Source organism: Streptomyces sp. NPDC085524, assembly GCF_044541755.1.
GTDB lineage: Bacteria > Actinomycetota > Actinomycetes > Streptomycetales > Streptomycetaceae > Streptomyces.
Genome location: NZ_JBITTH010000005.1, coordinates 196,389 through 210,179, shown reverse-complemented (window position 1 = coordinate 210,179; position 13,791 = coordinate 196,389). Strand labels below are relative to the sequence as shown.

The following is a 13,791-nucleotide window of genomic DNA, read 5'->3' as shown; positions in this document are numbered from 1 at the left end:
TACCCACCGGGCACCCGCCGCCACCGCGGCACCGCCCGCGCCACGTGCCCCCACGAAGGGCCGGCCCCAGCCGCCGCCGCCCCGTTCACGTGAGGACACCGACATGACCGCGCCGCCAGGACGACCCGGAACCCCACCGCTCGCCGGCGGAGCCACCGGCGCCGAGTCACTGCGCCCCCTCCTCGACACCGTCCTCACCGCCCTCCGCACCGGCGCCCGCGACCGCCACGGCCCCCTCCCGCCCGGCGGCCCCGACACCGTCACCGCCCGCGTCGCCGCCGCACTGGGCGACCCGCACGGCGTACTGCCCGACAAGGGAACCGGCCCGCACGAAGCGCTCGCCACCCTCGTCCACACCCTCGCCGCAGGCGCCGCCGACCCCGCCGACCCCCTCTGCGCCGCCCACCTGCACTGCCCGCCCCTCGCCGTCGCGGCCGCCGCCGACCTCGCCGCCGCCGCCCTCAACCCCTCCCTCGACTCCTGGGACCAGGCCCCCGCCGCCTCCGCGATCGAAGCCCTCGTCACCCGCGCACTCGCCGCCGAGTTCTACGACACCCCCCACGCCGACGCCCTCGTCACCACCGGCGGCACCGAAGCCAACCAACTCGGACTCCTCCTCGCCCGCGAACGCCACGGCCCCGCCCTCACCGTCCTGCACGGAGCCAACGCCCACCACTCGATCCCGCGCGCCGCCTGGCTCCTCGGCCTCCCGCCCGCCGTCGCCGTCCCCACCCCCACCGGCACCCTCGACCCCGACCGCCTCGCCGAGGCCCTCGCCGGCACCACCGGCCCCACCCTCGTCACCGCCACCGCCGGCACCACCGACGCCGGACTCATCGACCCCCTCCACCGCATCGCCGACCTCTGCGACCACCACGGCGCCGACCTCCACATCGACGCCGCCTACGGCGGACCACTCGCCCTCAGCCCCCGCCACCGCGACAAACTCGCCGGAATCGGCCGCGCCCACTCCCTCACCGTCGACCTCCACAAACTCGGCTGGCAGCCCGTCGCCGCAGGACTCCTCCTCGTCCCCGACACCGCCCTGCTCACCCCCCTCGCCCACCAGGCCGACTACCTCAACGCCACCGACGACACCGAAGCCGGCCTGCCCGACCTCCTCGGCCGCTCCCTGCGCACCACCCGGCGCCCCGACGCCCTCAAGATCGCCACCACCCTGCGCGCCCTCGGCCGCGACGGCCTCGCCGACCTCATCGACCACACCTGCGCACTCGCCCACCAGCTCGCCGAACGCCTCGACGCCCACCCCCGCTTCGAACTCCACGCACCCCCCACCATCAGCACCGTCCTCTTCCGGCCCGCCCACGCCACCGACGAGGACGTCGCCGAACTGCGCCGCACCCTCCTCCACCAAGGCCGCGCCGTCCTCGGCCGCACCCACGCCGACGGCCGCCTCTGGCTCAAGGCGACCCTGCTCAACCCCCACACCACGGCGAGGGACCTGGACACCCTCATCACCCTCCTGGAAGGCAGCACCCACCGATGACCGCCCAGCTCGATGCACCCCACGACCTCGTCGGAATCGGCATCGGACCCTTCAACCTGTCCCTCGCCGCCCTCGCCCACGGCCTCCCGCACCACGGAGCCGGCGAACTCTCCACCGCCTTCTACGACCAGCGCCGGGACTTCCGCTGGCACCCCGGACTCCTCATCGACGGGGCCACCCTCCAAGTCCCCTTCCTCGCCGACCTCGTCACCCTCGCCGACCCCAGCAGCCCCTGGAGCTTCCTCAACTACCTCAAGCACAAGGAACGTCTCTTCCCCTTCTACTTCGCCGAGCAGTTCCACATCCAGCGCGCCGAATACGACGCCTACTGCCGCTGGGTCGCCGGCCGCATTCCCGGTCTCCACTTCGGCCACCAGGTCGACGCCGTCCGCTGGAACCCCGAACGCGACCTCTTCGAAGTCGACTTCACCCAACTCGACGCCGACGGCGAAGCCCAAGCCCTCGGCCGCACCCACACCCGCAACCTCGCCCTCGGCATCGGCACCGCCCCCTACGTCCCCGAACCCCTGCGCCCCCTCGCCGAAGCCCCCACCGTCCCCGTCATCCACAGCTCCGACTACCTCGACAACCGCCAGCGCATCCTCGGCGCCGACCACGTCACCGTCATCGGATCCGGCCAGTCCGGCGCCGAAGTCTTCCTCGACCTCCTCCGCGCCCGCCCCACCGGCCGCGAACGCCTCACCTGGCTGGCCCGCACCCCCGCCTTCGCCCCCATGGAGTACTCCAAGCTCGGCCTCGAACACTTCACCCCCGACTACACCCGCTACTTCCACGCCCTGGCCGAACCCGTACGCGACCGCCTCGTCCCCGCCCAATGGCAACTCCACAAGGGCATCGACGCCGCCACCATCGCCGCCATCCACGACGAGCTCTACCGCCGCACCCTCCACGGCGGCTGGCCCGACGCCGTCCTCACCCCCGGAGTCAGCGTCCGCACCGCAGGCCGCGTCGCCACCACCAAGGTCGAACTCCACCTCGAACACGTCGAACAGGGCAGCCGCTCCCGCCTCACCACCGACGCCGTCGTCCTCGCCACCGGCTACCGGGAACGCCCCCTCACCCGGCTCCTCGCAGGCCTCGACCCGTACCTGCGCAAGGACTCCTCGGGCCGCCCCCGCATCGACGACCGCCACCGCATGGTCCTCGACCCCAGCGTCACCGGCAGCATCTTCGTCCAGAACGGCGAACGCCACACCCACGGCGTCGGCGCCCCCGACCTCGGCCTCGCCGCCTGGCGCAGCGCCGCCATCCTCAACACCCTCACCGGCAAAGAGCCCTACCCCCAGCCCACCCGCACCGCCTTCACCACCTTCGGCCTCGAACAGCGCGAACACACCCGCCCCCGCCCCACCGTCGAACTCCTCCCCCTGGTCGACCACCCCTGACCCCCGGCCGCCGCACGCCCCGGCACCAGGGCCTGTCGTCGAACTCCCCGCCTCCCCGCGACGCCTGGCACGCGCGGCCGCCCTCCGGCGACGACCGGAGTTCGACGACAGCCCCTAGGGGTGTCCGGCGGATCATGGCCGGGCCCGGCCCGCCTGGCACCGCGGCTTGCCGCGTTGTCGTCGGTCGCCAATGCTCCGCAGTGGCTCCCTCCTCCGCCCTGCAATCCACGGCACCAGACGACCCGGACTATCCGACCCTGATCCGCCGGACACCCCCTAGGCTCGCCGCATGCAGCGAACCAGTGCCGACGGGGTCACCGTCCTGTGGACACCCGCCCCCACCCCCGGACCCCTCACCGCACAGCTCACCTTCGGCACCGGCATCAGGGACGAAACCGCCCCCACCCTCGGCGTCACCCGCGTCATCGAAGGCCTCGCCATGTCCGAAGCCGGCAACCGACCGCACGCGTACAGCAGCAACCTCCGCGACGACCTCATCGAGTTCACCGCCAAGGGCACCCCCGAGGACGTCACCGGCTTCCTGCTCACCCTCTGCCGCGCCCTCTCCGACCTCCCGCTGCACCACACCGGACACGTCACCAGCGCCCTCGCCGGCTTCGCCGCCCAAAGCACCCCCAACCACCCGGCCGCCCCCCTGCGCGCCCGCTACGGCCCCCACGCCGCCGGCCTGATCAGCCATGAGCACCCCGGCTCGTACGCGGCCCTCACCCCCGAAACGGTCCGCGCGCACGCCGCCGCCCGCTTCACCCGCGGCAACGCCGTCCTGGTCCTCGACGGCCCCCCGCCCCCGGGACTCGCCCTGCCCCTGCCCGACGGCCCACCACCCCGGCGAACCACCCCCCGCACCCGCGCCCACGTATCCGGGACCTGGCAGCGCCGGCCCCTCGACACCGTCTCCCTGCTGCTGACCTGCGACGCCTCCGACGCCGCCGCCACCATGGCCCAACTCGTCCTGCGCAGACGCGTCGAACGCGCCGTGCACTGCACCGCCGACACGGGCGCCCACTGGTTCCTCCGCGACCAGGACACCCTCGACCGCGTCCTCGTCGTCCACCCCCGCCCCGGCAGGGCCCGGGAGACCGCCGTCACGCTCTGGCAGGAAACCCTCAGACTCACCCGCAAAGGCCCCGCACAAGCCGAACTCGACGCCCTCACCGACGACATCCGCTCCGAAGCCGGACCCCTCTGGGGCCCCAGACGCCCACTCGAACGAGCCGTCCTCGCCGAACACTTCGCCATCCCCTACCTCGACGACGACACCCTCTTCAAGAACCACGCCGCCGTCACCCCACAAGCCGTCCGGACCTACCTCGAGCACGCCCTCCGCGACGCCGTCCTCGTCGTCCCCCACCGGACCGAACTCCACCTGCGGACCCCGAACGGCACCCTCCTGCCCAACTCCGACTGCTGGCACCCCCACGGCAGCCGGCCCCCCACCCCCGGCACCCGCCACCGCATGAACCCCCTGCGCCGCGCCGTCACCCGCCGCAGCCACCACGGCGAGTACGTCCTCACCCCCTGGGGCATCGTCGTCCGCGACGCCCACCGCGACGAACACGACATCCGCTTCGACGAAATAGCCCTCCTGCGCCACGAAGGCCCCGGACGCGTCGTCCTCACCGGCTGCGGCTGCGAGATGCACCTCCACCCCGACCAGGTCGCACACGGCGAACGCCTCATCGCCGCCCTCGACGCCGCCGTCCCCGCCCACCTCGTCCACACCGCCCCGTAAAACCGGACGGGGCCGGAAGCCCGCCACAGCGGACCCCGGCCCCGTCCCGGGACGACCGGCGCCTGGAACACCGGCGCCTGGAACACCGGCGCCTAGAACACCGGCGCCTGGAACACCGGCGCCTAGAACACCGGAGTACCGGCCCGCGTCAGCCGCCAGTCCACCGCCGCGAACTGCGCCGGGTCCACCGTCCCCTTCGCCTTCACCCACGTGATGATCGTGTTCCGGATCTCGTCCGAGTTCGCCCACAGCTGCTTGGCACCCGGCACGTGCGGGAAGTTCCCACCACCCGATGCCCGGTAGTTGTTCACCGCCAGCACGAACTGCGCCGCAGGATCCAGCGGCTTCCCGCCGAACGCCAGGTTCACGATCCGCGAACCCTTCGGCTGCGCGATGTCTATGTCGTACGACAGGCCGTACACCGCGTCGTAGTTGTAGTCCGGCGTGGCCTCGGCATTGGTCAGCTTCGCCGGGTCCACGGCATCACCCGGCGCCGTCTGGACGTAGTACTTCGCCGAGTACTCCAGATAGTCCTTCAGCTGCGCACCGGTCATCAGACGCGCCTCGAGGGTGTTCTCGAACGGGTACAGACCCGCCGCATCCCTGATCGTCACCTGCCCGGCCGGAATCGAGGCGGTCCGCGAGAAGCACGAGGCCTGCGACAGCACCGGCAGGGCCGCGTACTCCCCGCCCGCCAGCGCCGCCTTCACCGTCTCCGCCTGCACGTGGTTGATCAGATCGATGATCGGCACGTCCTTGTACGGGCCCTCCGCCGACGACATCGCCTGCGTCGACGTACCGATCACCTGGTTCACGTACGCCACGACCTTGCGGTGCTCGTCCTCCAGCAGCCCCGTGATCTTCGGGTCCTCCGCGACCGTGTTCGAGTTCAGCACCTTCGCCGAGACCTTCTCCACCGACCAGCGGCCCTTCGACCACGACAGCTCGAAGTCGAACAGCGTCAGCCGCTGCCCCCACTTCAGCGGCTCCGACAGCACCACGTCCTTGCCGGTCGCCTTGTTCTTCACCCGGTACTCGGGAATCTCCGTGTGCGCGTGCCCCACCAGGATCGCGTCGATCCCCGGCACCTGCTCCGCCACCAGACCCGCCGCATTCTCGATGTACGGCAACTGGTCCCCGTACGAAGACGTCCCGCTCGACCCCGAATGCGCCGACACGATCACCACGTCCGCACCCATCGAACGCAGCCGCGGCACGTACTTCGCCGCCTGCTCCTCCAGACCCGGGAACGTCATCTTCCCCTGCACGTTCGCCTTGTCCCAGATCGCGATACCCGGGTTCGTCAGCCCCAGCACCGCCACCTTCACGTCCCGCCCGTGCGGCGTCCGCAACCGGTGCATGCTGTACGGCGCGAACGCCGGCCGCAGGGTCTTCGCATCCAGTGCATTCGCCCCCAGCAGCGGGAAACGGCACTGCTCCTCGAACTTCCGCAGCACCGGAATCCCGTAATTGAACTCGTGGTTCCCGAGCGCCGCCGCGTCGTACCCGATCGCGTTCATCGCCTGCGCCATCGGGTGCACCGGACCACGCCGCGCCGTGATCGGATCCACCTTCGCGTAGTAGTACGACAACTGCGTGCCCTGGATCGTGTCACCCGCATCGATCAGCAGCGTGTTGCAGCGCCCCTTCTCCGCCCGCACCTGCTCCACCAGCGTCGAGATCTTCGCCAGACCCACATCGTTGTGCGCCTTGTCGTCGAACTCCTTGTCCGTGAAGTAGTCCCAGTTGAAGACATTCCCGTGCAAGTCGGTCGTACCCATCACCGTGAACGAGTACGTACGCGCACCGGCCGAACCCGACGGGCCGGCCGGGCCGGCAGCAGCGGCCGGGGTGCTCGTGGCCCCCGCCAACGCCACGGCCGCACCCGTCGCAGCCGTGGTCCCCAGAAAAGTCCTGCGGTCGAACGCCATGCCATCTCCCCTTTTGAGGCGTGAACAACGCGCGTAGATTCTGACCCACGGGCAACGAGCCGCAACACCCCCACCAGGTTTCGATCCGATGACCACACCCCCACAGGCTGCGGTGCGACAGTGAAACCATGACCCAGGACGCATCGCACCAGCCCTACGGAACCCCCGAAGTCCCCCGCGTAGCAGTCCGCGGCGAAGCCCGCCTCGAAGTCGACCCCGAAATCGCCCGCATCGGCATCACCGTCAGCGCACGCGGCACCGACCGGCGCACCGCCCTCGACGACCTCACCCGCCGCAACAACACCGTCCTCGACCTCATCAAGAGCTACGGCGACCCCGTCGAAAAACTCGAAACCGGCTCCTTCTCCATCACCCCCGAACTCACCCGCCACGGCCGCGCCGAACGCATCCGCGCCTACCACGGCCGCGTCCACATCACCGCCGAACTCAGCGACTTCACCACCCTCGGCGAACTCACCACCCGCCTCGCCGACCTCGAACTCACCCAGGTCGACGGCCCCTGGTGGGCCCTGCGCCCCACCTCACCCGCCCACGGCCAAGCCCGCCGCCAAGCCGTACTCGAAGCCGTCCAGCGCGCCCGCGAATACGCCGAAGCCCTCGGCGCCCGCCTCGCCGCCCTCGTCGAACTCGCCGACCTCGGCGCCGAGAACGCCACCCCCTACCCGGCCGCCCCCGGAACCGGAATGCGCACCATGGCCTTCAGTGCCGCCGAAGACGCCGGCCCCCCGCCCCTCGACCTCGAACCCCAGCGCCAGACCGTCTACGCACAGGTCAACGCCCGCTTCACGATGACCCCGCCACAACTCTGAAAACCATTCAGAACCACGCCCGGGAGGGGTGCGAGGGGTGCTCATCAGAGCACCCCCATGCACATTCAACAGTTGTCAACAACCTTTTGCCCAAAGGTTGTTGAGTGGACACCCGGAAGCGATTACCTACTCCTAAGTAGGGGAATACGCTCGCCCCATGCGCCGAGCGAAAATCGTATGTACCCTGGGCCCCGCAACCGACTCATACGACCAGATCAAAGCCCTGGTCGAAGCCGGAATGGACATCGCCCGCTTCAACCTCAGCCACGGCACCTACGCCGAACACGAGGAGCGCTACCAGCGCGTACGCAAGGCCTCCGACGAGACCGGCCGCAGCGTCGGCATCCTCGCCGACCTTCAAGGCCCGAAGATCCGCCTCGGCCGCTTCCGCGAAGGCCCCGTACTCCTTGAACGCGGCGACGCATTCACCATCACCGTCGAAGACCACGAAGGCGACCGCCACACCTGCGGCACCACCTACAAAGGCCTCGCCACCGACGTCACCACCGGCGAACGCATCCTCGTCGACGACGGCCGCGTCACCCTCGAAGTCACCGCAGTCGACGGCCCCCGCGTCCACACCACCGTCATCGAAGGCGGCATGGTCTCCGACCACAAAGGCCTCAACCTCCCCGGCGTAGCCGTCTCCGTCCCCGCCCTCTCCGACAAGGACATCGAAGACCTCCGCTGGGCCCTGCGCACCGGCGCCGACGTCATCGCCCTCTCCTTCGTCCGCAGCGGCCGCGACATCGAAGACGTCCACCGCATCATGGACGAAGAAGACCGCCGCCTCCCCGTCATCGCCAAGATCGAAAAGCCCCAGGCCGTCGAGAACATCGACGACATCGTCGCCGCCTTCGACGGCATCATGGTCGCCCGCGGCGACCTCGGCGTAGAAATGCCCCTCGAACAAGTCCCCATCGTCCAGAAGCGCGCCGTCAAACTCGCCAAGCGCAACGCCAAACCCGTCATCGTCGCCACCCAAATGCTCGACTCGATGATCGACAACTCCCGGCCCACCCGCGCCGAAGCCTCCGACGTCGCCAACGCCATCATCGACGGCACCGACGCCGTCATGCTCTCCGGCGAAACCAGCGTCGGCAAATACCCGGTGGAAACCGTCCGCACCATGTCCCGCATCGTCGAAGCCGCCGAAGAAGACATCCTCGCCAAGGGCCTCCCACCCCTCACCGAACGCAACAAGCCCCGCACCCAAGGCGGAGCCGTCGCCCGAGCCGCCGCCGAAATGGGCGACTTCCTCGACGCCAAATTCCTCGTCGCCTTCACCCAGAGCGGCGACACCGTCCGCCGCCTCTCCCGCTACCGCTCACCCATCCCCCTCCTCGCCTTCACCCCCGACCCCGCCACCCGCTCCCAGCTCAACCTCACCTGGGGCGTCGAAACCTTCCTCGGCCCCCACGTCGACTCCACCGACGCCATGGTCGCCCAGGTCGAAGAAGAACTCCTCCGCATCGGCCGCTGCGCCCCCGGCGACACCGTCGTCATCACCGCCGGCTCACCCCCCGGCGTCAGCGGCTCCACCAACATGGTCCGCATCCACCACATCGGCGACCCCGTCCGCTGACCCGGCGCCAGCCGCTACAGCACCTCACGTACGAGACGCACCGCGTCGGGCAACTCCAACAGGCTCACCCCCGTACTCGGGAAATGCCCGCCCGACGCGGTCACCCTCGCCGCCGCCCCCCAACACCGTCACGAACCGCGCCACCGACCTGATCTCCGGCCCCTCTGGTACCGCCTCCCCGTCGCCGAAGAGCGAGCGCCCCTACTTCCAGCCGAACCGCCGGTCGACCACAGCCTCGAACTCCTCGAAACTCAACACCGCATCGCCGTTCGCATCCGCCGCGTCGAACAGCGCCGACGACGCATCCGCGTCCCCGAGCGCCCACAACGGCAGATCCCCCTGCGCGGCGAGCGTCGGCCCCTTCGACCGCAACGCCGTGATCACCTCCAGCCGGGTCAGCCTCCCGTCATGGTTCAGATCCAGCGCATCGAACAGCTTCCGGGCCTTCTCACTCATCACAGTCCCCTTCCGGACCAGCCATCACCTCAACCTAACTCCACCCTCGAAAAGCATCCGGGACTGGTGCGACCCCGTCTGGACGCAATCACCTGCACTCGGGGCAGACCTCCAACGGGAGGTCTACGACCGCATGACCGCAGCCGACCGCGTCCACTACCTCGGCGGACTCGGCGACGAACACTGGCACGACTGGGGCCGCGTCCACGACTACTTCCACGAGTTCGTCGTCATCGACCGCACAGCCGGACACCTCACCCTGGTCGTCGCAGCCGACGACTGAGCCAGGACGCGGTCATCCGGCGCGCTCACGGGGGACGTCGAGGATGATGTCAGCAGCGCGGGCGATGACCGGGGCACGGTTGCCGCCCGGGTGGCCGGCCGCGAGGAAATGGCTGCCGATGGCCGCACAAAAGGCGAGAAGCGCACGGGCCTCCACCTCCTCGGGGTCGGAACAGAACGTGCCGATCGCCTCACGTGCCAACTGCATCCGCTTGTCGTCCACCCGGCGCAGACGGTCGGCAACGGCCTCGTCGCGGCGGGCCCATTCGCGGACGGCCAGGTCGATCGGAAGCAGGCGCTCGCTCGAGAAAGTGAGCTGCCCCGCCAAACGGACCTTGTCCCGCGCATCACCGCCCTCGCGCTCGACCCGCTCGATCACCTCGTCGACACTCTCGCGCTCCCACGCGTCCAGCATCGCGGTCAGCAGCGCCTCGCGGTCGGCGAAGTAACCGTAGAAGCCGCCCTTGGTCACCCCCAGCGCCTTGGCGAGCGCCTCCACCCGCACCGTGTCCACGCCACCAGAGGCCAGAGCCCGAAGCCCCGCCTCCACCCACTTCTCCCGTGGTGTGCGCAACGCACCCATCTGTGGCCCACCTCACCCTGTCAGCCCAGTTGTACGGAGCCGTATAACGTCCTAGGCTCGCGTTATACGGCATCGTATAACCCGGGAAAGGACATCCCATGGCCTTCGGATTCGTCGCCTTCCACTACCCCGCCCCCGAACACCTCGAAGAGTTCGTGCGCAAAGCCCACCAGGTCGCCGACGCATCCCGGCGCCAGCCGGGCTTCCTGTCCGTCGAGGTCTGGGTCACCCCCGACCGCAACGCCGTCGTCACCACCGGCTCGTACGAGACCCGGGAAGCCTTCCTGGCAGCGGCCGAAGTCGGCCGAGAGATGGGCGCGACGCCCGACGGCATCAGCGACCTGGAAATCAGGCCCCGCCAAGTCCACTTCCTCGAATCACGCTGACCGCCGCCCCCCTCCTCCCGGCGCCCGGAGCCGGTGCGCACGACCCGGCCCCGGCGCCGCCGGACCCCGCCGCCACCGAACACCGGCCCGCCACCCCAGGCACTAGAACCACGCGCGCCGCTCCGGGAGATCCACATCCGCCGCGCCCGCCGAGAACCCCCGAACCGCATCCGCCCGCGCCACCGGCGCCACACCGCAGAACGCCGCCTCCAGAGTCCCGCCCAGCGCCGCGTTCACGGAACCCCGGTTCGAGGTGTTCGCCACCGCCGCCAGACTCCGCCGACCGTCCCGCGTGGAGAACGCGTACGTGTAGAACCCCTGCACCGTCCCCGTGTGCCCGTACACCGACGTCCCGCACGACAGGTCGTACCGGCGCAGTCCCAGCCCGTAGAACCGGGTCCCCGCCGCATCCACCGGCGTCACCGTCACCATCAGGTCCAGCATCCGCGCCGGCAGCAGCCGACCCCCCAACAACGCCGACGTGAACGCATTCAAGTCCGCAACCGTCGAGATCACCGCCCCCGCCGACTGCGCCCACGACACCGTCTGCTCCGTCGAATCGACGAGAGCCGCCCCCTCCTCGTCCGGATGCAGATAACCCCGCACGTGCCGCCCCGCGATCTTCGTCCCCGGATGCACGTACGAGGTCCCGCGCAGCCCCAGCGGCTTGAACACCCGCGCGGAGTACGCCTCACCCACCGGCCGCCCGGTCACCTTCTCGATCAGCATCCCGAGCACGACGAAGTTGGTGTTCGAGTACGAGTACGCCACCCCCGGCTCCGTCGTCCGGGGCTCCCGCAACGACAGCTCCACCAGCTCCCGGTAGCCGAACACCCGCTTCCGCACCGCCTCGAAGCCGGGCACGGTCTTCTCGAACATCGCGTCCGTGTAATCGGCCAGCCCGCTGCGGTGGCTCAGCAGATGCCGCACAGTGATCCGCCGGTCCGGCAACACCCCGGGCAGGTAGCGGTCGACGGACTCGTCCAGCTGCACCTTCCCCTCGTCGACCAGTTGCAGCACCACAACGGCGGAGAAGGTCTTGGTGACACTCCCGATCCGGAACCGCGCCCGCGGATCCATGGCCGCCCCAGTACGCCGGTCCCGCACCCCCACCACCTCGGTCCGCACCCCACCGGGCTCACTGAACCGGGCCATGGCACCCGGGGCGCCGGCGGTCATCGCAGCTTGCAGGGCCTGTGTCACGGCGGAGGGGTCGGCGGCATCGGCGGTCGGAACGGTCCCGGCCCATACGGCGGCGAGCAGGGCGGCGGTCACGGCGAGACGTGGTCGGTTCATGCGCCGACCGTAGGGCGCGGGTGATCGTCTCTAGTGCTTCGGCCCGACGTGTTCGTCCATAAGGGCGACGGATGCCTTGCGCGCGATGGACACGTTGTACGGGTCGCTGCCGCGAGCGGTGATGGTCCACTCCACCCCGACCTTGGTGAGGGTGTCGGTGCAGAGCTTCCGGATGTCGTCGGACTTGTTGGTGAAGAAGTACCGCGGGTACTCGTAGCGCTTGCCGTTGCGGACGGTCCAGTTGGTGATCCTGCATCCGTCCGAGTGGATCAGCCCCCGGATGAACTCCCAAGGGTGGGCGTCGACGATCTCCTGTTGCCAGTCTTCGAGAACGATCCGGCGATCGTGCTTCCTGCCGGGGCCGTGTTGTGGGAACAAGCATTCAACGTGCTTCGAGTACACCTTGACGTTGTGGCAACCGATCTTGCGTACGCGACAGATCCTGTTGAACGGGAAGACGAGGCGCATCGCCATTTCGGTGGCGTCCATCAGGCCGGGCCAGTCGTCCCCGCAGGTGATCATGAGATTGGGCACGCGGTGGCCCGAGTAGTGACTTATGTGGCCGTCGCCGAGATAGAGGCCCAGGAGGTACGAGTACGCGTGCTCATCGAGCGCACTGCCGTCGCATCTAGGGCAGGCCGGATTGTGGGCGCCGGGGCACTCGCCGCGCTTGGCGCGGTCCATGTGCTTCCAGTAGCCGATGGTGCCGAGCGGGACATTGAGATGACGGGCCACCTCCGCGTTTCGCCTGCCGTCCCGTAACAAGGAGAGGGCCGTTTGTCGTATCTCGAGGCTATGGAACTCCATCTGACCACTGTGCGTGACATTCGGTGGCGGCAGGTAGCGAAAAAGCGAACGTTCACTCGAAAGTGAACGTTCGCTCTCCGAACATGTGCCGGGTGCGGGACTCGAACCCGCAAGCCCTCACGGGCAGATGTGTTTGAGACATCCGTGTATGCCATTCCACCAACCCGGCAGGGTTGCTCGTCGGAGTGTACCGGGTGACCATGCGGCTGCGCTGCTAGGTAGGCTCATCCAAGCAGCAGAGCCCCGCAAAGAGGAGCCCCCGTGACCGCCGAGCACGAGTCGACGCCCGCCCCCGACGCCGACCAGTCGCACGTCCCTCCGCTGACGACCCGCGTCGTCATCGCCGAGGACGAGGCGCTCATCCGTCTCGACCTCAAAGAGATGCTCGAAGAGGAGGGCTACGCCGTGGTCGGCGAGGCCGGCGACGGGCAGACGGCCGTGGAGCTCGCCCGTGAGCACCGCCCCGACCTCGTCATCCTCGACGTGAAGATGCCCGTACTGGACGGGATCTCCGCGGCGGAGAAGATCGCGGAGGAGTCCATCGCCCCCGTGCTCATGCTCACCGCGTTCTCGCAGCGCGACCTCGTCGAGCGGGCACGGGACGCCGGTGCGATGGCGTACCTCGTGAAGCCGTTCAGCAAGAGCGACGTCGTGCCGGCCATCGAGATGGCCGTGTCCCGGTTCGCGGAGCTGAAGGCGCTGGAGCAGGAGGTCGCGGACCTCTCGCAGCGGCTGGAGACCCGCAAGCTCGTCGACCGTGCGAAGAGCATCCTGCAGACCCAGTACGGGCTGACCGAGCCCGCCGCGTTCCGGTGGATCCAGAAGTCCTCCATGGACCGCCGCATGTCGATGCAGCAGGTCGCCGAGGTGGTCATCGAGGACGCCGAGGCGAAGAAGAAGGAAAGCGGGAAGTAGGCGCCAGGAGCAGAACGACGTGCGGCCCGTCTCCCCCCGAGGGGAGACGGGCCG

General features: G+C 69.7%; 13 protein-coding genes and 1 tRNA gene. 8 read left to right on the top strand and 6 right to left on the bottom strand.

The features are described 5' to 3' along the window. The first annotated feature begins 103 nt into the window (after positions 1 to 103). The 3 genes from ACIGFK_RS09685 (at position 104) to ACIGFK_RS09675 (ending at position 4,666) form a co-directional block, all read left to right on the top strand. A complete protein-coding gene (locus ACIGFK_RS09685; protein ID WP_400051146.1) occupies positions 104 to 1,507 on the top strand; it encodes a pyridoxal phosphate-dependent decarboxylase family protein in 1,404 nt (467 codons plus the stop codon). After that, positions 1,504 to 2,913: a lysine N(6)-hydroxylase/L-ornithine N(5)-oxygenase family protein gene (locus ACIGFK_RS09680; RefSeq protein WP_376659950.1), complete on the top strand. Its 1,410-nt coding sequence runs from the start codon at positions 1,504 to 1,506 to the stop codon at positions 2,911 to 2,913. The genes ACIGFK_RS09685 and ACIGFK_RS09680 overlap by 4 nt, the downstream gene beginning before the upstream one ends. Positions 2,914 to 3,202: 289 nt before the next feature. Beyond that, positions 3,203 to 4,666 (top strand): hypothetical protein, encoded by a 1,464-nt coding sequence (locus ACIGFK_RS09675; RefSeq protein WP_400051144.1) that lies wholly within the window; start codon positions 3,203 to 3,205, stop codon positions 4,664 to 4,666. Between the two features lie 122 nt (positions 4,667 to 4,788). Here the strand turns inward: ACIGFK_RS09675 and ACIGFK_RS09670 are convergent, their stop codons facing one another. Further along, positions 4,789 to 6,597 (bottom strand): bifunctional metallophosphatase/5'-nucleotidase, encoded by a 1,809-nt coding sequence (locus ACIGFK_RS09670; protein ID WP_376659952.1) that lies wholly within the window; start codon positions 6,595 to 6,597, stop codon positions 4,789 to 4,791. Between the two features lie 128 nt (positions 6,598 to 6,725). Between ACIGFK_RS09670 and ACIGFK_RS09665 the strand changes: the two genes are divergently transcribed. Both ACIGFK_RS09665 and pyk read left to right on the top strand, forming a co-directional pair. After that, positions 6,726 to 7,427, top strand: a complete 702-nt coding sequence (locus tag ACIGFK_RS09665; RefSeq protein WP_376659953.1) for an SIMPL domain-containing protein — start codon at positions 6,726 to 6,728, stop codon at positions 7,425 to 7,427. Between the two features lie 157 nt (positions 7,428 to 7,584). Then, positions 7,585 to 9,012, top strand: coding sequence for a pyruvate kinase (pyk, locus tag ACIGFK_RS09660; protein ID WP_376659954.1), 1,428 nt, complete (start codon positions 7,585 to 7,587; stop codon positions 9,010 to 9,012). Positions 9,013 to 9,213: 201 nt separating this feature from the next. Here pyk and ACIGFK_RS09655 read toward each other — a convergent pair whose 3' ends face one another. Further along, entirely contained in the window at positions 9,214 to 9,468 is a 255-nt protein-coding gene (locus ACIGFK_RS09655; protein WP_376659955.1) for an EF-hand domain-containing protein, read from the bottom strand. 133 nt (positions 9,469 to 9,601) lie between these two features. Here ACIGFK_RS09655 and ACIGFK_RS09650 point away from each other — a divergent pair, with 133 nt between their 5' ends. Then, complete coding sequence (locus tag ACIGFK_RS09650; protein ID WP_400051142.1) at positions 9,602 to 9,751, top strand: hypothetical protein; 150 nt, start codon at positions 9,602 to 9,604, stop codon at positions 9,749 to 9,751. A gap of 12 nt (positions 9,752 to 9,763) precedes the next feature. Here ACIGFK_RS09650 and ACIGFK_RS09645 read toward each other — a convergent pair whose 3' ends face one another. Next, positions 9,764 to 10,333, bottom strand: coding sequence for a TetR/AcrR family transcriptional regulator (locus tag ACIGFK_RS09645; protein WP_386465201.1), 570 nt, complete (start codon positions 10,331 to 10,333; stop codon positions 9,764 to 9,766). A gap of 98 nt (positions 10,334 to 10,431) precedes the next feature. Between ACIGFK_RS09645 and ACIGFK_RS09640 the strand changes: the two genes are divergently transcribed. Then, positions 10,432 to 10,719, top strand: coding sequence for an antibiotic biosynthesis monooxygenase family protein (locus ACIGFK_RS09640; protein ID WP_400051139.1), 288 nt, complete (start codon positions 10,432 to 10,434; stop codon positions 10,717 to 10,719). A 102-nt stretch (positions 10,720 to 10,821) separates the two neighbouring features. On the opposite strand, the gene ACIGFK_RS09635 is transcribed toward ACIGFK_RS09640, so the two are convergent. From ACIGFK_RS09635 to ACIGFK_RS09625, 3 genes are all read right to left on the bottom strand, one after another. Next, on the bottom strand, positions 10,822 to 12,015 hold the full coding sequence (locus tag ACIGFK_RS09635; protein WP_400051138.1) for a serine hydrolase domain-containing protein: 1,194 nt from the start codon (positions 12,013 to 12,015) through the stop codon (positions 10,822 to 10,824). Between the two features lie 30 nt (positions 12,016 to 12,045). Further along, positions 12,046 to 12,822, bottom strand: a complete 777-nt coding sequence (locus ACIGFK_RS09630; RefSeq protein ID WP_400051137.1) for a helix-turn-helix domain-containing protein — start codon at positions 12,820 to 12,822, stop codon at positions 12,046 to 12,048. 86 nt (positions 12,823 to 12,908) lie between these two features. Continuing rightward, positions 12,909 to 12,991 (bottom strand) — tRNA-Leu (locus tag ACIGFK_RS09625). Between the two features lie 92 nt (positions 12,992 to 13,083). Between ACIGFK_RS09625 and ACIGFK_RS09620 the strand changes: the two genes are divergently transcribed. Next, positions 13,084 to 13,737 (top strand): ANTAR domain-containing response regulator, encoded by a 654-nt coding sequence (locus ACIGFK_RS09620; protein ID WP_376659960.1) that lies wholly within the window; start codon positions 13,084 to 13,086, stop codon positions 13,735 to 13,737. The last annotated feature ends 54 nt before the right edge of the window (positions 13,738 to 13,791 follow it).

Bases quoted from the DNA above. Each gene is read 5' to 3' on its own strand.
- ACIGFK_RS09645 (WP_386465201.1), bottom strand. From the start codon at position 10,333: ATGGGTGCGTTGCGCACACCACGGGAGAAGTGGGTGGAGGCGGGGCTT.
- ACIGFK_RS09675 (WP_400051144.1), top strand. From the start codon at position 3,203: ATGCAGCGAACCAGTGCCGACGGGGTCACCGTCCTGTGGACACCCGCC.
- ACIGFK_RS09650 (WP_400051142.1), top strand. From the start codon at position 9,602: ATGACCGCAGCCGACCGCGTCCACTACCTCGGCGGACTCGGCGACGAA.
- ACIGFK_RS09670 (WP_376659952.1), bottom strand. From the start codon at position 6,597: ATGGCGTTCGACCGCAGGACTTTTCTGGGGACCACGGCTGCGACGGGT.
- ACIGFK_RS09630 (WP_400051137.1), bottom strand. From the start codon at position 12,822: ATGGAGTTCCATAGCCTCGAGATACGACAAACGGCCCTCTCCTTGTTA.
- ACIGFK_RS09680 (WP_376659950.1), top strand. From the start codon at position 1,504: ATGACCGCCCAGCTCGATGCACCCCACGACCTCGTCGGAATCGGCATC.
- ACIGFK_RS09640 (WP_400051139.1), top strand. From the start codon at position 10,432: ATGGCCTTCGGATTCGTCGCCTTCCACTACCCCGCCCCCGAACACCTC.
- ACIGFK_RS09665 (WP_376659953.1), top strand. From the start codon at position 6,726: ATGACCCAGGACGCATCGCACCAGCCCTACGGAACCCCCGAAGTCCCC.
- pyk (WP_376659954.1), top strand. From the start codon at position 7,585: ATGCGCCGAGCGAAAATCGTATGTACCCTGGGCCCCGCAACCGACTCA.
- ACIGFK_RS09635 (WP_400051138.1), bottom strand. From the start codon at position 12,015: ATGAACCGACCACGTCTCGCCGTGACCGCCGCCCTGCTCGCCGCCGTA.
- ACIGFK_RS09685 (WP_400051146.1), top strand. From the start codon at position 104: ATGACCGCGCCGCCAGGACGACCCGGAACCCCACCGCTCGCCGGCGGA.
- ACIGFK_RS09655 (WP_376659955.1), bottom strand. From the start codon at position 9,468: ATGAGTGAGAAGGCCCGGAAGCTGTTCGATGCGCTGGATCTGAACCAT.